17 protein-coding genes are annotated in these 19,759 nt (G+C 70.0%); 11 read left to right on the top strand and 6 right to left on the bottom strand.

Annotated features, from left to right (window positions below; all coding sequences use genetic code 11):
* Nucleotides 1–57 precede the first annotated feature (57 nt).
* Nucleotides 58–543, bottom strand: coding sequence for a ribose-5-phosphate isomerase (locus ACFWYS_RS30495; protein ID WP_384775784.1), 486 nt, complete (start codon nucleotides 541–543; stop codon nucleotides 58–60).
* A 227-nt stretch (nucleotides 544–770) separates the two neighbouring features.
* Here ACFWYS_RS30495 and ACFWYS_RS30490 point away from each other — a divergent pair, with 227 nt between their 5' ends.
* On the top strand, nucleotides 771–2,237 hold the full coding sequence (locus ACFWYS_RS30490) for an amino acid permease (protein WP_384775782.1): 1,467 nt from the start codon (nucleotides 771–773) through the stop codon (nucleotides 2,235–2,237).
* A 95-nt stretch (nucleotides 2,238–2,332) separates the two neighbouring features.
* Here the strand turns inward: ACFWYS_RS30490 and ACFWYS_RS30485 are convergent, their stop codons facing one another.
* Nucleotides 2,333–4,375, bottom strand: a complete 2,043-nt coding sequence (locus ACFWYS_RS30485) for a protein kinase (RefSeq protein WP_384775780.1) — start codon at nucleotides 4,373–4,375, stop codon at nucleotides 2,333–2,335.
* A gap of 276 nt (nucleotides 4,376–4,651) precedes the next feature.
* Here ACFWYS_RS30485 and ACFWYS_RS30480 point away from each other — a divergent pair, with 276 nt between their 5' ends.
* Complete coding sequence (locus tag ACFWYS_RS30480) at nucleotides 4,652–5,380, top strand: hypothetical protein (RefSeq protein WP_384775778.1); 729 nt, start codon at nucleotides 4,652–4,654, stop codon at nucleotides 5,378–5,380.
* Nucleotides 5,381–5,509: 129 nt separating this feature from the next.
* On the opposite strand, the gene ACFWYS_RS30475 is transcribed toward ACFWYS_RS30480, so the two are convergent.
* Nucleotides 5,510–6,091 carry a biotin transporter BioY gene (locus tag ACFWYS_RS30475; protein WP_384775776.1) on the bottom strand — a complete coding sequence of 194 codons (582 nt, stop codon included), beginning with the start codon at nucleotides 6,089–6,091 and terminating at the stop codon, nucleotides 5,510–5,512.
* 488 nt (nucleotides 6,092–6,579) lie between these two features.
* Here ACFWYS_RS30475 and ACFWYS_RS30470 point away from each other — a divergent pair, with 488 nt between their 5' ends.
* The 7 genes from ACFWYS_RS30470 (at nucleotide 6,580) to ACFWYS_RS30440 (ending at nucleotide 14,572) form a co-directional block, all read left to right on the top strand.
* Nucleotides 6,580–7,773 (top strand): ROK family protein, encoded by a 1,194-nt coding sequence (locus ACFWYS_RS30470; RefSeq protein ID WP_384775774.1) that lies wholly within the window; start codon nucleotides 6,580–6,582, stop codon nucleotides 7,771–7,773.
* Between the two features lie 225 nt (nucleotides 7,774–7,998).
* Nucleotides 7,999–9,066 (top strand): ABC transporter substrate-binding protein, encoded by a 1,068-nt coding sequence (locus tag ACFWYS_RS30465; protein ID WP_384775772.1) that lies wholly within the window; start codon nucleotides 7,999–8,001, stop codon nucleotides 9,064–9,066.
* Nucleotides 9,067–9,071: 5 nt separating this feature from the next.
* Entirely contained in the window at nucleotides 9,072–9,914 is an 843-nt protein-coding gene (locus ACFWYS_RS30460) for an ABC transporter permease (RefSeq protein WP_384775770.1), read from the top strand.
* On the top strand, nucleotides 9,890–10,606 hold the full coding sequence (locus ACFWYS_RS30455; RefSeq protein WP_384775768.1) for an ABC transporter ATP-binding protein: 717 nt from the start codon (nucleotides 9,890–9,892) through the stop codon (nucleotides 10,604–10,606). Before ACFWYS_RS30460 ends, ACFWYS_RS30455 begins: the two co-directional genes overlap by 25 nt.
* Nucleotides 10,607–10,795: 189 nt before the next feature.
* The gene (locus tag ACFWYS_RS30450; protein WP_384775766.1) at nucleotides 10,796–12,136 is read left to right on the top strand and encodes an LLM class flavin-dependent oxidoreductase; all 1,341 of its coding nucleotides are present in this window, start codon (nucleotides 10,796–10,798) and stop codon (nucleotides 12,134–12,136) included.
* A gap of 12 nt (nucleotides 12,137–12,148) precedes the next feature.
* On the top strand, nucleotides 12,149–13,045 hold the full coding sequence (locus tag ACFWYS_RS30445) for a TauD/TfdA dioxygenase family protein (protein WP_384775764.1): 897 nt from the start codon (nucleotides 12,149–12,151) through the stop codon (nucleotides 13,043–13,045).
* A 132-nt stretch (nucleotides 13,046–13,177) separates the two neighbouring features.
* Entirely contained in the window at nucleotides 13,178–14,572 is a 1,395-nt protein-coding gene (locus tag ACFWYS_RS30440; RefSeq protein ID WP_384775762.1) for an amino acid permease, read from the top strand.
* 78 nt (nucleotides 14,573–14,650) lie between these two features.
* On the opposite strand, the gene ACFWYS_RS30435 is transcribed toward ACFWYS_RS30440, so the two are convergent.
* A complete protein-coding gene (locus tag ACFWYS_RS30435) occupies nucleotides 14,651–15,070 on the bottom strand; it encodes a hypothetical protein (RefSeq protein WP_384775761.1) in 420 nt (139 codons plus the stop codon).
* A gap of 165 nt (nucleotides 15,071–15,235) precedes the next feature.
* On the opposite strand from ACFWYS_RS30435, the gene ACFWYS_RS30430 reads away from it, so the two are divergent.
* Nucleotides 15,236–15,877, top strand: coding sequence for a superoxide dismutase (locus ACFWYS_RS30430; protein WP_384775759.1), 642 nt, complete (start codon nucleotides 15,236–15,238; stop codon nucleotides 15,875–15,877).
* Nucleotides 15,878–16,066: 189 nt separating this feature from the next.
* Nucleotides 16,067–18,292, top strand: coding sequence for a hypothetical protein (locus ACFWYS_RS30425; RefSeq protein WP_384775757.1), 2,226 nt, complete (start codon nucleotides 16,067–16,069; stop codon nucleotides 18,290–18,292).
* Here ACFWYS_RS30425 and ACFWYS_RS30420 read toward each other — a convergent pair.
* A complete protein-coding gene (locus ACFWYS_RS30420) occupies nucleotides 18,289–19,068 on the bottom strand; it encodes an SAM-dependent methyltransferase (protein WP_384775755.1) in 780 nt (259 codons plus the stop codon). The genes ACFWYS_RS30425 and ACFWYS_RS30420 overlap by 4 nt on opposite strands.
* Before the next feature lie 12 nt (nucleotides 19,069–19,080).
* The gene (locus ACFWYS_RS30415; RefSeq protein ID WP_384775820.1) at nucleotides 19,081–19,692 is read right to left on the bottom strand and encodes a histidine phosphatase family protein; all 612 of its coding nucleotides are present in this window, start codon (nucleotides 19,690–19,692) and stop codon (nucleotides 19,081–19,083) included.
* Nucleotides 19,693–19,759: the final 67 nt, after the last annotated feature.

Below are 19,759 nucleotides of genomic sequence, written 5' to 3'. Positions count from 1 at the left end.
AAACGCCGGACGGGCTGAAGGGTGCGCGGCCGTTGGTCCGGGCGGTGTCCGTGGCCGTTACTGCTGGGGGTGGTGCGGCGGGATCGGGGGGAGGGCGCCCGTCGTTTCGTAGTCGGCCAGCATGGTGATGCGGCGGGTGTGGCGGTCGTCACCCGAGTACGGGGTGTTGAGGAAGGTCTCGACGAACTTCGTCGCCTCCTCCGTCGTGTGCATGCGCGCGCCCACCGCGACGACGTTGGCGTTGTTGTGCTGCCGGCCCAGCCCGGCCGTCTCCTCGCTCCAGGCCAGCGCCGCGCGCACGCCCTTCACCTTGTTCGCGGCGATCTGCTCGCCGTTGCCGGAGCCGCCGATCACGATGCCGAGGGAGTCGGGGTCCGCGGCCGTCCGCTCCGCCGCGCGGAGGCAGAAGGGCGGGTAGTCGTCCTGGGCGTCGTAGATGTGGGGGCCGCAGTCGACCGGGTCGTGGCCCGCCGCCTTGAGCCACTCGACGAGGTGGTTCTTGAGTTCGAAGCCCGCATGGTCGGAGCCGAGATACACGCGCATGGAACGAGTGTGACACGGCTGTTTCCGGGCAGCAGCGTCGGGTGCCGATCGGGTCAATTGTGACGTGGACTATAGAAGCTCAAGGAAACCTCAAGTAACAATCCCGAATCAAAGGTTCCCGAATCCGTTCTCCTCCGATTCACTGGTCCGACTCGTACACCCCTCGTGCGACTCGTACATCGCTGGTACGGGATCCCCTCCCCAACGGCGCAAAGGAAATCCCTTCCATGACTTCGCAGCCGACCCAGAAGACGGCCGGACCGGCCGCAGGCGGACACGGCCTACAGGCCGGGCTCAAGAACCGCCACTTGTCCATGATCGCCATCGGTGGCGTCATCGGTGCCGGACTCTTCGTCGGGTCCAGTTCCGGGATCGCCACCGCAGGACCCGGCATCCTCCTGTCGTACGCCCTCGTCGGCACGCTCGTGGTGCTGGTGATGCGGATGCTCGGCGAGATGTCCGCCGCCAACCCGACCTCCGGCTCCTTCTCCGCCCACGCCGACCGCGCGCTCGGAAGCTGGGCCGGGTTCTCCATCGGCTGGCTCTACTGGTTCTTCTGGGTCGTCGTGCTGGCGGTCGAGGCGACCGCCGGTGCGAAGATCCTGGAGGGCTGGATACCGGCCGTCCCGCAGTGGGGCTGGGCCCTGATCGTGATGCTCGTCCTGACCGCCACCAACCTCGTCTCCGTCGGCTCCTACGGCGAGTTCGAGTTCTGGTTCGCCGGCATCAAGGTCGTCGCCATCGCCGCGTTCATCGTCATCGGCGGGCTGGCCGTCTTCGGGCTGCTCCCGGGCGTCGACAGCAGCCAGGCCGGACTGAGCAACCTCACCGACCACGGCGGCTTCCTGCCCAACGGCCCCGGCGCCATCCTCACCGGTGTCCTGCTGGTCGTCTTCTCCTTCATGGGCAGCGAGATCGCCACCCTGGCCGCCGGCGAGTCCGAGGACCCGCAGCGTGCCGTCACCAAGGCCACCAACAGCATCATCTGGCGAGTGGGCGTCTTCTACCTCGGCTCGATCCTCGTCGTGGTCACCCTGCTCCCCTGGGACAGCAAGGCCATCGCCGACGACGGCTCCTACGTCGCCGCGCTCAGTTCCCTGGGCATCCCGCACGCCGGTCAGATCATGAACTTCATCGTGCTGACCTCGGTGCTGTCCTGTCTCAACTCCGGCCTCTACACCGCCTCCCGCATGGCCTTCTCGCTCGGCCAGCGCGGTGACGCGCCGAAGGCCTTCGCGCGGACGACCGGCCGTGGCGTGCCGCGGACGGCGATCCTCGCCTCCGTCGTGTTCGGCTTCGTCGCCGTCTTCTTCAACTACAAGTTCCCGAACTCGGTCTTCCTCTTCCTCGTCAACTCCTCCGGCGCGGTCGCCCTGTTCGTCTGGCTGGTGATCTGCTTCTCCCAGCTGCGCATGCGCAAGATCATCCAGCGCGAGGCGCCCGAGAAGCTCGTCGTGAAGATGTGGCTGTACCCGTATCTGACCTGGGCGACGGCCGCGCTGATCGTGTTCGTCCTCGGCTACATGCTCACCGACACCGAGCACGACGGGCGCGAGACCGTGCTGCTGTCGCTCCTCGTGGCCGCGCTCGTGCTGATCGTCGCCTTCGTGAAGGAGAAGGTCGGCGGCGGGCGCCCGGTCGACGTCGAGGTGACCGCCTCGGCTCCGGCGCACGACGAGGTCAAGACCGGCTGATGCCCCGACCGGCGCGGTCGTTCTGACTCTTCGGGCCCTGAGGTGCGTGCCCGCGCACCTCAGGGCCCTGTCGTTTCCCGCCACCGCCGTGCCCGTCACAGCACGGTGAAGGTGTCCTTCACCTTCTCGTAGGTTCTGAGGGCCTCGTCCTCGATCTCCGGCCGGTACCACGTGTTGATCTGGTACGACTTGCCGTCCACCGTGAAGCCCAGCAGTTGGGCGTGCCAGGGGGCGCCCTGGAGGGTGAAGGTGTACTCCCAGACGACCGCCGGGTGCCCGCGGAACGTCGTCCGCTCCAGGCGGATCTTGCGGTACTGCCCCTGTCTGGCGTTCTCCTCCGACTTCTGCCAGGAGTCCATCAGGTCGTCGCGGGCCAGCGACGACTTGGCGGCGAGTTCCTGTTGGGCGTCCGGTGAGGTGTAGTGCACCTCCGAGCCCGTCTTGACGTCCCGCCGCCAGTCCTCGGGCGGCACCCACGCGAACCCGCCCGCCTCCCGGCGCGACCCGGGCGGCAGGCTCTTCGGCCTGGACGTGCCCTCGACCGTGGCCGACGGGCCCCCCGGGGAGGACGCTGCCGAGGAGCCCTGCGACGGTGAGGAACCCGCCTTGCCGTCCTTCGGCGCCCCGGAGTTGGTCGCCAGGACGACCGCCACGACGGCGCTCGCGGCGACCACACCGGCGGCTACGGCGATACGTCCCGTACGGCGACGGCTGCGGCGGGGCTCGGCCGGGAGCGGGGGGCCGGGGAGCTCGCCGGGCGGCATGGCGGTATTCGGCCTGGAGCCATCCGGTGCCAGTCCCGGTCCCGGGGCCGGTGTCGGTGTCGGTGTCGGTGTCGGCTCCAGTTCGGGCTCCGGGGTCGGCCTGCGTTCGGTCACCGCTTCGGCGCGGACCAGGGAGACGCCGGGGCGGCGGGGTGCCGGACCACCGGGGTGGGCGGCCGGGGTTTCGGAGCGGGGCTCCGAGTGGGACTCCGAACGGGACTCCACGCGGGGTTCGGAGGCCCGTTCCGTGGAGGAGGACGGGGTGGCGGCCGGGATCGGGGCCTGCGGGGTCGTATGGGCAGGGGGCGGCGAGGTGTGTCGTACGCCCTCGGCACGCAGGTCTTCGGTGTGGGTGTCCTCGGTGCGGGTGTCCTCGGTCGATGTCGAGGGGGGCGGATGCGGCGGTATCGCGTCTTGTACGGCGTCCGGCGCGGCATCCGGCTGACGGGGGTCGCGCGGGGTGCGGGCGGGGGGTGCCTCCAGGAGGGCGGGGGTGGGCGCCTCACCTGCGGAATCCAGCGGCATCTCCCCTGCCGAATCCGACGGCATCTCCCGTGCGGAATCCGGCGTCGCCTCTCCGGGCCCGGGCACCAGCGTCGTCGGTGTGGGCGCCGGGAAGGCGACCGGATGCAGGGCCGTTTCCAGGTCGTCCAGGCCGGGGCGGGACGACGGGTCCTTCTCCAGGAGGGCGGCGAGGAGGTCGTGCAACGGGCCTGCCGTCGGCGGGAGTTCGGGGTCCTCGTAGAGGACCGCGTGCAGGGTGGCGAGGGTCGTGTCGCGGGAGAACGGGGAGCGGCCGGCCAGGGCCGCGCTCAGCGTGGCGCCGAGGGACCAGAGGTCGGACGGCGGGCCCTGGGGGCGGCCGGAGACTCGCTCGGGGGCCATGTAGTCGGGCGAGCCGACCAGCATGCCGACCATGGTGAGGGCCTTGGCGTCCTGGATCGCGGCGATGCCGAAGTCGGTCAGGACCACCCGGCCCCGCCCGTTCGTCACCTCCGCCTCGACCAGGACGTTGCCCGGCTTGATGTCGCGGTGCAGGACGCCGCGGGCGTGGACCTGGCGCAGTGCCGCGACCAGGCCGATGCCGATGCGGGCCGCTTCGCCGGGGCCCAGGGGGCCCTCCTCGGCCATGATGCGTTCCAGGGAGCGGCCGGCCACCAACTCCATGACGATCCACAGGCGTTCGCCCTCGTCGACCACGTCGTAGACCCGGACGACGTTGGGGTGGTCGATCCGCGCGGTCGCCCGTGCCTCACGCAGGGTGCGTTCGCGGCGTGTGCGGGTGTCCTCCGGGTCGAGGCCGTCGATGCGCATTTCCTTGACGGCGACCAGGCGGTCGAGCACCTCGTCGACGGCTCGCCACACGCGTCCCATTCCCCCCTGGCCGATACTCTCGACCAGTCGGTAGCGCCCCGTCACCAGTAAACCCGGAACCCCACCGCTCCTCGTGTTTCCCGGGCTCCCCGCACTTCCCGAATTTCCCGCGTTTCCCGTATTCCCCGGCAATCCGCTGCACCCCCTCCGCCGTGTCTCAGCCATCCTCGACTGAAACACAATGGTCACACTTCATGCCGTACCAGCATAGTGCGGAGAAATCTTGTGGTAGCTCTTCAAGTACTGCGAATTCAGGCGCAGGCAAGGGGGGCGAACATGAGTTCTCGTCGCACGACGGCCATCGCGGGATCGCTGGTCGCGGCATCTTTCTCGGCAGTGCTGATCCTTTCCGCCACCGCGGGCGCGGACGACCAGGGACCCGGAAGTGACAAGGGGGGAAAGGTCATCGACGAGGCGCCGGCCGGGGTGGAACTGACCACTGAGCTGCCGGAGAAAATCTCGGTGGACAACAGTTCACAGAAGACCGACATCACCGCCACGGTGAAGAACGAAGGGACCAAGGAAAGCGGCGAGATCAAGCTTTTGGTCGTCGGTTTCGACGGCCTTACGGTGAAGAATGTCGAAGGCTGCTCGGCGATCGAGAAAAGCGGTCTTCCCGAGGGCTCGAACAGCGGTTTCGCCTGCTCGATCGACAATCTGCCGGCCGGTGAGTCGAAGTCGTACGCCGTCGACGCGACCTACGACGTGAGCAAGACCGGCAAGATCTGCCTCCCCGTCCAGACCGCCGACGGCAAGAAGACGTACTGGCAGCAGGGCCCGGTGCCGTTCGGTACGACGAACCCGTCGCCCGACGCCCCGGCCACCCCGCTGCTCCTCGGCACCGACAACAAGCCGGTCGCACCGGGCGCCGACGAGTTGCCCAAGACCGGTGTCGGCCGGGACGTCCTGCCGCTGGGCGCGGCCGGCGCGACGCTGATCGCGGTGGGCGCGGCCGGGCTGTGGTGGTCGCAACTGCGGCGGCCCCGGCGGGCGCAGGAGGGCTGAGCGGCACCGCCGGGACGCGGCGGGACGCGCCGGTACGTGCCGGTACGCAAAAGAGGCTCGCCGGGCTGGAGTCGTACAAGACGTACTACGACTGCCCGGCGAGCCTCTTCCGCAGGAACTACCGCTGCCTCAGCGGTTGATCAGCTTCCAGGCGGTGGGCAGCGCGCCCATCGCCAGGGCCGCCTTCAGGGCGTCGCCGATCAGGAACGGAGTGAGGCCGGCGGCGATGGCGGCGGAGGCGGACATGCCGGTTGCGAGGGCCAGGTAGGGGACGCCGACGGCGTAGATGATCGCCTCGCCCAGCAGCATCGCGCCCGCCGTGCGCAGCGCGGTGCGGTCGGCGCCGCGGCGGGCCAGGACGCCGACGACGGTGGACGCGAGGATCATGCCGAGGATGTAGCCGAAGGACGGGGCCGCGGCGCCGGAGGTGCCGTCCGCGAACCACGGCACGCCCGCGATGCCCGCCAGCGCGTACAGCGCGAGGGAGAGGAAGCCGCGGCCGGCGCCGAGGGCCGTGCCGACCAGCAGGACCGCGAGGGTCTGGCCGGTCACCGGCACCGGGGAGCCCGGCACGGGCACGGAGATCTGGGCCGCGAGGCCGGTGAACGCTGCGCCGCCGGCGACGAGCGCGATGTCGCGGACGCGGGAGGCCGGGAGCAGGTCGGCGAGGACCTGTCCGGGGCGAGCGGGGGCGACGGCAGCGGTGCTCATGGGGACTCCGCGAGGTGAGGGCAGTAGTACGGGACGCTGTGACGCTATACCGGCGTGTGCGGGCCGATCACCGTCAGTGGCCGACAAAGGCTCGCTCGCGGGCTTGGTGGGCTCCGGACAAAGGGTGGGGGTTACACCGGGTACGGGGTGATGCCGGTCACTGTGGCAGGGACGTCGGGCTCACATTTCGGACCGGGAGGCCGACTGTGGGGTCTCGCCAATCGCATGGCCCGCGTGTGCAGAGGCCGTCTCGCCCGTCGGTCGCCGTCTGGGCAGCGGGTGGCCGGTTTGCTAGCTTCGGGCGCATGGTCGCCCAGTCCCGGAACTTCTCGTCGCGTCGCCATGTCGACCTGCGACGCGTGGGCGCGGCCGCCTGTCGCCGTCCGGGGTGAGTCGGACTGCGGTGGATCCGGTCACGACTCGCCCGCTCCAGAGCCTGAACAGGCTCTCGACGGCGCAGTGTCGGACCGGCCCCGAGGAAGTTCCCCATGTCCCGTACCGCGGCACCCACTCTTTCGTCCCCCGTCCCCCGTGTCGCCGACCGTGACCGGCGCCGGACCAGCGCCAGCGTCGTCCTGCGGTCCGTGCTCGAACACGGGCCGGTCGCGCGCAGCACCATCGCCCGGCTGACCGGGCTGTCACCGGCGTCGGTGACGGACTACTGCGCCCGCTTCACCGAGCTCGGGCTCATTCGGGAGGCCGCCGTGCCCCGGCGGTCCAAGGGCGTCGGCCGGCCTCATGTGCCCGTCGATCTGGACGACTCGCGGTTCGTGGTGGGCGGCGTGCACGTGGCGGTGCCGTACACGACCGTGGCGCTGCTCGATCTGCGCGGCCGGGTCGTCGCCGAGCGGGAGTTGAAGCACTCGGGGGCCACCGAGCCGTACGGCGTTCTGGCCCGGGCCGCCGACGGACTGGACGCGCTGCTCGACGCGGCGCCGGGCTGCCGGCCGCTCGGCGTCGGCTTCGCCGCGGGCGGCTGGGTGGACCGGGACTCGGGGACCGTGGTCGAGCACCCGCTGCTGGGCTGGAGCGAGGTGACGGTGCGGGAGGTGCTCGGCGCGCGTACCGGGCTGCCGGTCCATGTGGACGGCCACGCACGGGCGTTGGTGAACGCCGAGCGGCTCTTCGGGCGGGCGCGGGGCAGCGGGAGTGTGCTGCACCTGTTCGTCGGCAACGTGGTCGACGCGGCGTTCGCCACCCACGACGAGGTGCACCACGGTCCCCGCTCCCAGGCCGGCGCCATCGCCCATCTGCCGGTGCCGGGCGGCACGGAGACCTGCGAATGCGGACGGGTCGGCTGCCTCCAGGCCGAGCTGAGCGAGCGGACGTTGTGCCGGCGGGCACGTGCGGCCGGGGTGATCGACGGCGTCAATCCGATGCATGTGGTCGCCGCGGCTGCGAGCGGACATCCGCAGGCCGTCCGGCTGCTGGTGGAGCGGGCACGAGCGGTGGGGCGGGCGGTTGGGCTGCTGCTGGACGTGCTCAACCCGGAGAGCGTCGTCGTCACCGAGGTCGGGACGATCTTCCGCGAGGACTGCCTGCACGCGCTGCGGGAATCGGTCGGACCGGGCCGGGCGGCCGCCGTCGCAGCGACGAGCTTTCCGGATTCCGTACTGGCCGTGGCGGGCGGTGCGGTAGCGCTGGACGTCCTCTATCGGGACCCGTTGGGCACACCCACCTGAGGCGATTTAATTCAGAAACTCGGAATGTTGACAGGAGGCGTGGATGGCCGGGAACATCCTGGTCATGAGCCCGCACACATGCTGTCGCACCCTTTGTTGCTGACGCGTTGCCCCGCGTGAAGCGCTCATTTCCTGCTGCGTGAATTCCTCTTCCCCGGCTTTCTCCTGCCCGGAATTACGCATGCCTTCTTGCTCTGCACCCATGTGAAATCAGGGAGTCCTCCCATGCCTTCTTCCCCTGCGTCCGGCGTCGACCGGCGACTGTTCCTCACCTCACTGCTCGGCGTCACGGCCGCGGCCGCCGGACTCAGCGGCTGCGCCGAGTCCGACGCCGCGACCGGCACCAAGGGCGCCTCGACCGCCCCGCTCGCCGACAAGGTGCCCGCCGGTACGAGCCTGAAGATCGCCTCGTTCTCGAACTCCCAGCAACTCCAGTTCAGACTGGCCAAGTTGGGCGACCCGCCCTTCAAGGTCAGCAACTGGCTGAACATCGGCGCCGGTCCCGATGTCATCAACGCCTTCCGCGCCAAGTCCCTGGACCTCGCCAACAACGCGGGCATCCCGCCGATCCAGGCGCACTATCAGGGCTTCGAAGCGAAGATCGTCGCGATCAACATCACCCGCAGGCCCAACTACCTGTTCGCCACCAAGCCGGGCAGCGACATCCGGTCGGTCGACGACTTCAAGGGCAAGCGGCTCGCCTTCTCGCAGGGCCAGGCGCAGGGTGTCGTCCTGCTCCGCGCGCTGAAGAAGGCCGGCCTGAAGTACGACGAGGTGGAGCTGGTCCCGCTGACCAGCAACCAGTTCCTCACCGCCCTGCAGTCCGGGCAGGTCGACATCGCCCCGCTCGGCAACACCCAGGCGCCCGCCTATCTGTCGCAGTACGAGTCCAAGGGCGCCCGCACCATCACCACCGACGTGGTCGACCTGCTCAACCTGCTGTGGGCGCCGGTCTCCGTGCTGAACGACCCGGCGAAGGCCGCCGCGGTCGCCGCGTACATCCCGTACTGGACCAAGGGCCAGGTGTGGACGTACGAGAACCCCAACATCTGGAACGAGGAGTTCTACGTCAAGACGCAGAACCTGACCCTCGCACAGGCGAAGTCCATCTCCGAGCTCGCCAACAAGCCGCTGTTCCCGCCGAGTTGGGACGAGGCGATCAAGTGGGAGCAGGAGACCGCGGATCTGCTCGCGGAGGGCGGGTTCGTGAAGAAGTTCGACGTCGGTGAGCTCTTCGACCACCGCTTCGAGGGCATCGCCGCGAAGTCCGTACCGGCCGAGTACCGGAAGTGACCGCCATGACCACGACCACCCTGCACAAGGCCGCCGCCGTCGTCACCGCCGACGAGCGGCCCCGTAAACGCCGCCGCGGGCTCGCCCCCGGCAAACGCCTGCCCGCCGCCCCGCTCGCCGGGCCCCTGCTGGTGCTCGCCCTGTGGGCCGCCGCGTCCGCCGCCGAGGCGCTCGATCCCGCCGCGATCCCCGCACCCTGGACGGTGGTGGAGACCGGCGCCCAGCTGTGGACCGACGGGACCCTGATCACCGACATCCTGACCTCGTTGCAGCGGGCCGCGTCCGGTTTCGTGATCGGTCTGGCCGCCGGCGTCGTGCTGGCACTGGCCTCCGGGCTCACCCGCACCGGAGAGGCGCTGATCGACGGCACGGTCAACCTGAACCGGGCCATCCCGACCCTGGGCCTGATCCCGCTGTTCATCCTCTGGCTGGGCATCGGCGAGACCTTCAAGATCGCGATCATCGCCATCGTCGTCTACATCCCGATCTACCTCAACACACATGCCGCGCTGTCCGGCATCGACCACCGGTTCGTCGAGCTCGCCGAGGTGCAGGGCCTGTCGAAGCTGCGCTTCATCCGGGAGATCGTCATCCCCGGCGCGCTGCCCGGGTTCTTCGTGGGACTCCGGCTCGGTGTGACCGGCTCCTGGCTGGGCCTGGTGGTCCTGGAGCAGATCAACGCCACCAGCGGCCTCGGCTACATGATGTTCCAGGCCACGAACTACGGCCAGTCGGACGTCATCCTCGTCGGCCTGGTCGTCTACGGCATCTTCGGCCTCGCCTCCGACAGCACGGTCCGTCTCATCGAACGGAGGGTGCTGTCGTGGCGCCGCACACTGAGCAGCTGACCCGTCCCGCGGTCCAACTCCGCGCCCTGACCCGCTCGTTCGACGGTCGCAGCGTCCTCGACGGCATCGACCTGGACATCCCCGCCGGCCAGTTCGTGGCCCTGCTGGGGCACAGCGGCTCCGGCAAGAGCACCCTGCTGAGGGCGGTCGCCGGACTCGACCACGAGGTCACCGGCAGCGGGCAGCTCACCGCCCCGGACCGGGTGTCGGTCGTCTTCCAGGACTCCCGGCTGCTGCCCTGGCGTCGCGTCCTCGCCAACGTCCTCCTCGGGCTCGACGGCAAGGACGCGGAGCACAAGGGCCGCGAGGCCCTGGCCGAGGTCGGGCTGAAGGGCCGCGAGCGCGCCTGGCCCAACGAGCTGTCCGGCGGCGAGCAGCAGCGCGCCGCACTGGCCCGCTCGCTCGTCCGCGAGCCCGAACTGCTGCTGGCCGACGAGCCGTTCGGGGCGCTGGACGCGCTCACCCGGATCAAGATGCACAACCTGCTGCGGGAGCTGTGGGAACGCCACCGCCCCTCCGTGCTCCTCGTCACCCACGACGTCGACGAGGCGATCGTGCTCGCCGACCGGGTGCTCGTGCTCGACCGGGGCCGTATCGGTCTCGACCTGGCCATCGACCGCGATGCGCAGGCGCGCGGCGAGTACCGGTCACGGCTGCTCGCGGCGCTGGGCGTGACCGAGGACATCAGGTGACCGCCGGTTGCCGTGCGCTCGGGCGGCCTTCGCCCCCGCCGCCCCTACCCGTCCCGTCCCGTCCCCGAGGGCTGCCGCCCCCGGACCCCCGCTTCGGCCCGAAGGGCCTCGTCCTCGAACGCCGGACGGGCTGAAGTACCTGGATCGGCGCTCGTAAGGCCTCCCCGACTGTCACCGTGAAGGACACGCATGCCCCGGCAACTCCACCTCAACGCCTTCCTCATGAACACCGGCCACCACGAAGCCTCCTGGCGGCTGCCCGAGAGCGACCCGTACGCGCACGTGGATCTGGCCCACTACGTCGAGCTGGCCCGGATCGCCGAACGCGGCACCTTCGACTCCCTCTTCCTCGCCGACGGCCCCCAGCTGTGGAGCAACCTCGCGCAGCGGCCCGCGGGTGCCCTGGAGCCGCTCACGCTGCTGACCGCGCTGGCGACGGCCACCGAGCACATCGGCCTCATCGCGACCGCGTCCACCTCCTACAACTCCCCCTACAACCTGGCCCGCAAGTTCGCCTCGCTCGACATCATCAGCGGCGGCCGGGCGGGCTGGAACATCGTCACCACGGCCGGCGCCGAGGCCGCCCGCAACTTCGGTCTGGACGCGGAGCCCGCACACGCCGAGCGATACGCCCGGGCCGCCGAGTTCCTGGACGTCGCCCTGAAGCTCTGGGACAGCTGGGAGGACGACGCGGTCGTCGCCGACAAGGCGGCCGGTGTGTGGGGCGACGACGCCAAGATCCATCCGCCCCGGCACAGGGGGACGTTCTTCAGCGTCGAGGGCGCCCTCAACGTCCCGCGCACCCCGCAGGGCTATCCGCTGCTCGTGCAGGCGGGGTCGAGCGAGGACGGCAAGCGGTTCGCCGCCCAGTACGCGGAGGCGGTGTTCACCGCGCAGCAGACGATCGAGGACGCGCGGGCCTTCTACGCCGACCTCAAAGCACGTACCGCCGATGAGGGCCGTGACCCCGACCACATCAAGGTGCTGCCCGGCATCGTCCCGGTGATCGGCTCCACGGAGGCCGAGGCGCGGGCGCACGAGCAGGCGCTGGAGGACCACATCGTGCACGTGCACGGGGTGGCCAATCTCGAACGCCTTCTCCAACTTCCTGCCGGATCACTGGAGTTGGACGCCCAGCTTCCCGCCGACCTGCCATCCGAGGACGCCGTCGAGGGCGCCAAGAGCCGCTACACGCTCGTCGTCGAACTGGCCCGGCGTGAGCGCCTCACCGTCCGGCAGCTCATCGGCCGGCTGGGCGGCGGCCGCGGTCACCTCACCTTCGCCGGTACGCCCGAGCAGATCGCCGACGCCATCGAGACCTGGTTCACCCAGGGCGCCGCCGACGGATTCAACATCATGCCGCCGGTTCTGCCGTCCGGCCTCGACGCCTTCGTCGACCACGTCGTCCCGATCCTCCGCGCCCGCGGCCTGCTCCGCAGCGAGTACGGCCCGCGCCGCACCCTGCGCGAGCGCTACGGCCTCCCGCGCCCCGCCAACCAGTACACCCTCCGGGAATCCGCCCTCGTCTGAAAGGACCCACCCATGTCCGGTATCGAGATCCACAAGGTCACCGCGAACATCGGCGCCCGCGTGTCCGGCGTCGACATCTCCCAGCCGCTCGGCGGGGAGACGGTCGCCGCCCTGCGCGAGGCCCTCAACGTCCACAAGGCCCTCGTCTTCGACGACGTGAACCTGGACGACGAGACCCAGCAGGCCTTCGTGCGCCACTTCGGCGACGTGACCACCGCGCACCCGACGGTCTCCTCCGTCTCGGGCGTCCCAAACGTGCTGCCCGTCGACAGCGAGCGCGGCCGTGCCGCCAACCACTGGCACACCGACGTCACCTTCGTCCTCAACCCGCCGCAGGCCAGCACCCTGCGCAGCATCACGATCCCGCCCTACGGCGGCGAGACCCTGATCGCCAGCTCGGCGGCCGCCTACCGCCAGTTGCCCGAGCCGCTGCGGCAGCTGGCCGACACCCTGTGGGCGGAGCACACCAACGACTACGACTACGCGGTGCCGGACGAGGAGGTGGACGACGACCAGGCCGCCCGGCGTGCCGAGTTCACGTCGATCAAGTACCGCACGGTCCACCCGGTCGTCCGTGTCCATCCGCTGACCGGTGAGCGCGGCCTGTTCATCGGCGGGTTCGCCCAGCGGATCGTGGGCCTCTCGCCGGGCGAGTCCCGCAGGATCCTCGACCTGCTCCAGGCGTACGTCACCCGGCCGGAGAACATCCTGCGGCACCGCTGGTCGGAGAACCAGCTGGTCCTCTTCGACAACCGCATCACCCAGCACTACGCCATCGACAACTACGACGGCCGGCCGCGCCGCCTGCACCGGGTGACGGTCGCGGGTGACGTGCCCGTCGGCATCGAGGGCAAGGAGAGCTACTCGATCGAGGGGGACGCGTCGCACTACACCCCTGTCGCCGCATGATCGTCGCGTGATCGTTTCGTCACCTACAGTGCGGCGAGTGTCCGCATAGTGAGCAGCCTCTCCTTCTGAGCGGAGAGGCTGCTCACATGGTGGGCGTTTTTTGCCCTCTCACGCATTGGACGAGCCGCGCCCATGCAGCACAGCAGCACCGAGACACCCGCTCAGGCGGACGACGTCTCCCCGGGACTGAACCACGGCCTCAAGCAGCGCCACCTGTCGATGATCGCCCTCGGCGGTGTCATCGGTGCGGGCCTGTTCGTCGGGTCCGGCGCCGGTATCGCCGCCGCAGGCCCCTCGATCGTCGTCGCCTACGTCCTCTCCGGCCTCCTCGTGATGCTGGTGATGCGGATGCTGGGCGAGATGTCGGCCGCGCACCCCTCCTCCGGCTCCTTCTCGGCACACGCCGAGCGGGCGATCGGGCCGTGGGCGGGCTTCACCGCCGGCTGGTCCTTCTGGGTCCTGCTCTGCACGGCCGTCGGCCTGGAGGGCATCGGCGCCGCGAAGATCGTCACGACCTGGCTGCCGCACACGCCCGAGTGGGCCTGGGTGGCCCTCTTCATGGTCGTCTTCTGCGGCGCGAACCTGGCCGCCGTGAAGAACTTCGGCGAGTTCGAGTTCTGGTTCGCGGCCCTGAAGGTCGGCGCGATCGGCCTGTTCCTCGTCCTGGGCGGGCTGGCCATCGCGGGCGTCCTGCCGGGCACTAACGCGCCGGGCACCGCGAACCTCACCGGCGCGGGCGGTTTCCTCCCGCACGGCAGCGAGGGCCTCATCATCGGCCTGCTCGCCTCGGTCTTCGCCTACGGCGGCATGGAGACGGTCACCATCGCGGCGGCCGAGTCGGAGAACCCGGTCAGCGGTGTCGCGAGCGCGGTCCGCACGGCCATGTGGCGCATCGCCCTCTTCTACATCGGCTCGATGGCCGTCGTCGTGACCCTGGTCCCCTGGGACTCCAAGGACATCGTCGAGGTCGGCCCCTACGTCGCCACCCTCAACCACCTGGGCATCCCCGGCGCCGGCCAGCTCATGAACGTGGTCGTCCTGGTCGCCCTGCTGAGCGCCATGAACGCCAACATCTACGGCTCCTCGCGCATCGCCTACTCCCTCGTCCAGCGCGGGCAGGGCCCGGCGGCGCTGGGCCGGGTGTCCGGCGGGGTCCCGAGGATCGCGGTCCTCGCCTCCTCGGTCTTCGGCTTCGTCTGCGTGGTCCTGAGCTACTGGCGCCCGGACGACGTCTTCCCCTGGCTGCTGAACATGATCGGCGCGGTCATCCTCGTCGTCTGGATCTTCATCGCCGTCTCCCAACTGCGGCTGCGCCGCCGCCTGGAGCGCGAGGCACCGGAGAAGCTGGTCGTGCGGATGTGGGCGTTTCCGGTGCTGACGTGGGTCGCACTGGCGGGGATGGCCGCGATCTTCGTACTGATGGCCCGGGAGCCGGACACGCGGGTGCAGTTGTACTCGACGGGCGGCATGACGGTGGCCCTGGCGGCCGTGGGCTACCTCTGGCAGCGGGCTCGGACCAAGGGCTGATCAGGGCTCTGACAGGGCTCTGATCAGGGATGATCAGAGCCCGTCAGGGACAAACAGAGCCCTCGGGACCGGGCCGGTTCAGCGCTCGGTGATGTGCTGGTCGCGTCCGGCCTGGTAGACGCGGCCGCTGCCGGAGGCCTCCGCGTTCAGCCGGATCTCCACCGAGGGCCGCTGCTCCGGGAGCTCGGGGCTCAACTCCGCCAGGATGCGGCGCAGTTCGTCGGCGACCTCGGGCTGGGCGACGAGCAGGCGGCGGACCCGTGCCTGCCACTCGGCGGTCAGCTCGGCCTCGGTGTCGGTGTCGCCCGACTGGCGGGCGAGGAGCAGGTCGTCGCGGGTGGCTTCGAGTTCGCCGCTGACGGCGTCGGCGCGGGCGGGCTGGAAGCGCTGCCAGAGGGCGACGACGCCGTCACGGGCCGACTCCCACGCCTGACCGGCCATCAGCGCCACGACCGTGGTGCCCGCAGTGCGGGCGAGTTCGGCGATCTCGGGACCCATGGCATTCCTCCCTGACACCCGTAACACCCCTGGCTACGACTGCCGATAGTAGATCGCGCCGCACCCTCCGCCGCACACTCCTCCCCCCTTCCCTCCCTCTCCCTCCTCTTGCTGCTAGCTTGTTGTTGCAAGCTACTTGCAACAAGAGCTCTGAGGGGACCCTTCATGCCCGTCTACACACTCCCGGACCTGCCCTACGACTACTCCGCGCTCGCGCCCGTGATCAGCCCCGAGATCATCGAGCTGCACCACGACAAGCACCACGCGGCCTATGTGAAGGGCGCCAACGACACGCTGGAGCAGCTCGCGGAGGCACGGGACAAGGAGCAGTGGGGGTCGGTCAACGGGCTGGAGAAGAACCTGGCGTTCCATCTGTCCGGGCACATCCTGCACAGCATCTACTGGCACAACATGACCGGTGACGGCGGTGGCGAGCCGCTCGCCGCCGACGGTGTGGGTGAGCTGGCGGACGCCATCGCCGAGTCCTTCGGGTCCTACGCCGGCTTCAAGGCGCAGCTGTCCAAGGCCGCCGCGACCACGCAGGGTTCGGGCTGGGGTGTGCTGGCGTACGAGCCGCTGAGCGGGCGGCTGATCGTCGAGCAGGTCTACGACCACCAGGGCAACGTCGGCCAGGGCGCCACGCCGATCCTCGTGTTCGACGCCTGGGAGCACGCCTTCTACCTCCAGTACCGCAACCAGAAGGTCGACTTCATCGAGGCCATGTGGCAGGTCGTCAACTGGCAGGACGTGGCCCGGCGTTACGAGGCCGCCAAGTCCCGTGCGGACGTGCTGCTGCTCGCCCCTTGAGCCACCCCTGAGCCACCCTGAGTCACCCCTCAGTCGTCCTGCCTCGTGATCGTCTTCTCACCCTTCACGAACGGCAGGCGGAATGAAGGAAGCCCCCGCAAGGACCTGACTCGCGGGGGCTTCCCATGTCTCCCACCGCGCCCGGCCACGCTTCACCGGAATTTCACGCGCCCCGGCAACCGTACGGCCATGACCTTCGGCACACGCACCTGGCTGCGCGCCCTCACGGCGCTGCTGCTGGCCCTCTTCATCTCGGTCGGCGCCATGCCCGCCGGGGTCGCCGACGACAAGCGGCCCCCTGGTGCGGCGGACGGCCGCGACCTCTCGGCGGAGTCCGACGCCAACCCGCTGCTCAGCGCGCCGCTCCGGCCGGTGGAAGAACTGCGCCTGGCGCTCGGCATCATCCTGGACGACCACGAGTCGGCCTTCGACGCGAACCGCAACGGCGCCGTCGACTACCTCAACCCGCTCCTGATGACGGACAAGCAGATCACCGAACTCCTGAACGACCCCACCAGCATCGTCCACGAGAACGGCGAGTTGTGGTTCCCCTCCATGGTCGCGCTGGAGCCGCTGAAGGGCTATCTGAAACCCGCACTCGTGGAACAGCTGGAGCAGGCGGGCGTCACACGCCTCGTCGCCGTCACCGCGCTGAACAACCCGGGCGGAGACCATTCCGAGCAGCAGATACAAAAGAAGCTGGACAAACACGGCATCGGCCGGGAAGTCAGAGCCCTTGGCGGTTCCGAGCGCCAGCAGTGTGCGGGCAGATGCACGCCGCTGTACAGCCGCGACACCCCGACCGTCTACGGGCGCAGTTACGACCTCAGTTCAAAGGAAGTCGCCAAGCGGGAGGAGGACGTCAAACGGGCTGGGGAGAAGGCCGCACATCTGGGGCCCAAGGCGCGGAAAAGCGCGGAGCAGCGTGCGGACGAGCCGTTCAAACTGCTGCGGGAGGAACGTAACAAGAGCGCTGTTGTCCAATTGGGCGTCGACCTCGGCCACGTGCGGGAGGCCTCCAAGACATGGACCAACTATGTGCTGCACCCCCTCTTCACCCGCCTCCAGTCGGACTGCCCGCCCCCTCAGGCGCAGTCCCGGCGTCTCCCCGCCCCGGCACCGCGCACCATGGCGCTCGCGGTGCAGGCCAAGGCGGCGAACCCCTGCGGCGACGACGAGGGCTCCGCGAAGACGAGCGGGCTGGGCGCCACCCTCACCGTCCCCGGCCTGGGCAACGGCGGCATCGACTTCTCCACCATGGAGCTGCGCTACCTCGCGGACCCCGGTGACGGCAGCGGCCTGCAGTACTCGTTCAGCGCCGAACTGGACCCCCTGAAGGGGGACATGCGCCCGGCCACCGGAATCGCGGGCGCCACCCAGAGCTCCGACGCCTTCTTCGTCTGGCTCTCCCTCACCCCCCGGGACTTCTGGGTCAACCTCAACCCCGACGAGCCGGACCGCATCGTCGACGACCGGCTCGGGCGGACGGACGCCGGTCGTGTTCTGCTGGAAGCCGATCTCCGGATGAAGAAGACCGTCGGCAAGCTCATCCATCCCCACGGCGCGCTCGGCCGGAAGTTCTGGGACAGGGTCCGGGGCGACTGCATGTCGTTCCGCAACTGGATCCTGCCGGCGCCCGCGTCGGTCCGCCAGGACGGGGACAGGCTCTACATCCTCGACGCGCCTCTCGACGTCCAGATGGAGACCCAGTACCTGAAGGCCAACGGCGGCTCGTCCGCGCGCTCCTGTCCCGAGCAGGACAAGGCCACCGAAGACCACAACGAGGAGCTCTTCCGCAGCCAGATCCTCCCCGAGCTCAAGAAGGCCATCAACACCGCCCCCGAGTACGCCGCACTGCGCCGCGTCTATCTCGCCCGGGTCGCCGCCGAGTGGTACCGGGAGCTGAGCCTGACCAGGAGGACGACGTACGGCGACCTCATCGACAGCGGCGACATCGACGCCTGGCGGAACACCGACGGCTGGCAGCCCAGGGACACATTCGACCGGTACGTCGACTCGTACACCAAGGGCGAGTACAAGGTCACCGACAGGACCACCCGCGGTGACACCACCTACGTACGCAGCTACGTCTACGGCGGCGTCGACCTCACCGACATCCCCGTCAAGGAAGTCACGGACGAGCGTTTCACCGCGGACTTTGCCGGGCTCCCCCAGCGCGTCGGCCGTTCGCTGAACGCGCCGTCGGCGGGCGACGGGGACGAGACCGTCTGGCTCGGCTCAACGACCCCACGCCAGGCGGCGCACCCGAGGTCCGGCGCACCCGAGGAGCGGCCCTCGCCCGTTTCCACGAACTCGGGGTCGCTGCGTCTGCTGCCCGCACTTCTGGTCCCGCTGCTCGCCCTGCTGTGGTGGCGCCGGCACCGCCTGAACTCCCGCCCCCGGGCACGTTCCTAGGGCTTGCGGCCCAGGCCGCCGTGCTGGCCGATGGGGCGCGGCTGCTCGTCGTTCGGGTCGGGGTGCCACAGAGGGACGGAGACGATGCCCGGCTCCACGAGGTCCAGGCCGTCGAAGTAGGCGGTGATCTGGTCGACCGGGCGCAGGAAGTAGGGGACGGCGCCCGTCTCGTTGTAGGCGTCCTGGGCCTGTTCGTAGGTCGGGTCGGTGCCGCGGGAGCCCTCGTTGAGGGAGAGGTAGCTGCCGGAGGTGAGGCCGGCCAGCAGGCGGCGGACGATGTCGCGGGCCTGGTCGTAGTCGGCGATGTGACCGAGGATGCCGCTGAGGATCAGGGCCGTGGGGCGGGTGAGGTCGAGGGTGCCCGAGGCCGCCTCAAGGATCTTCTCCGGCTCGTACACGCTCAGGTCCTCGTACGCCGTCACGCCCTCCGGCGTCGAGGTGAGCAGGGCGCGGGCGTGGGCCAGGACCAGGGGGTCGTTGTCGACGTAGACGATCCTCGACTCCGGGGCGAGGCCCTGGGCCACCTCGTGGGTGTTGTCGACGGTCGGGAGCCCGGTGCCGACGTCGAGGAACTGGCGTATGCCCGCCTCCGACACCAGGTACCGGATGCTGCGGCCCAGGAACGAGCGGCTGCTGCGGGCGATGGTGACGATGCCGGGGAAGACGGCGGTGTAGGCGTCGCCGGCCGCCTCGTCCACCGGGTAGTTGTCCTTGCCGCCCAGCCAGTAGTTCCAGATGCGGGCCGAGTGCGGTACCGAGGTGTCGATCTCCGTCATGGGCACATGGTGCTACGAGACGTCCGGCTCGCAGGGCACATTGAGGGAGAGAAGTGCGGCGGATCCGCCGGATTTCACGAGGAGTTCGCTGATCGCCGCGTTGCGCAACCGGGGGAACACTCTGCGGTACTCCCGGGCCGGGATCGACAGCAGTGTGCACAGCACCAGACGGAAGAGCGTGTTGTGGGCGACCACGAGGACCCGTTCGCCGGGGTGGGCGGCGGCGATCCGGCGCAGGGCGGCGGCGCCGCGCTCGGCCGCGTCGGCCGGGTTCTCGGCGTCCGGGAAGGGGTGCGCCACCGGGTCCCTGCGGAACGCCTCCGCCGCCGCGGGGTCCTCGGCCGCGAACTCCGCGAGCGTACGGCCCTCCAGCACGCCGAAGTCGCATTCGCGCAGGTCGGGTTCGCGTCGCGGGGTGAGTCCGAGGGCCCGGCAGGCCGGGTCGGCGGTGATGACCGCGCGGGACACGGGTGACGTCCAGATCGCGTCGACCGGGTGGGCGCCGGCCCACCGGCCGAGGGCGTCGGCCTGGGCACGCCCGGTGTCGGTGAGGGGCACGTCGCTGACGCCTGCGTAGCGGTTCTCGGCGTGCCAGATCGTCTGCCCGTGCCGCGCCAGCAGCAGCGTCGTACCCGTGCTTGTCCCGGTGCCTGTGCTCGTGCCTGTGCCTGTGCCTGTGCCTGTGCCTGTG

Origin of the sequence: Streptomyces sp. NPDC059010, assembly GCF_042740355.1 — a bacterium.
Taxonomy (GTDB): domain Bacteria; phylum Actinomycetota; class Actinomycetes; order Streptomycetales; family Streptomycetaceae; genus Streptomyces.
Note: the sequence above shows the minus strand (reverse complement) of the source record. Positions and strands in the feature narration are given on the sequence as shown.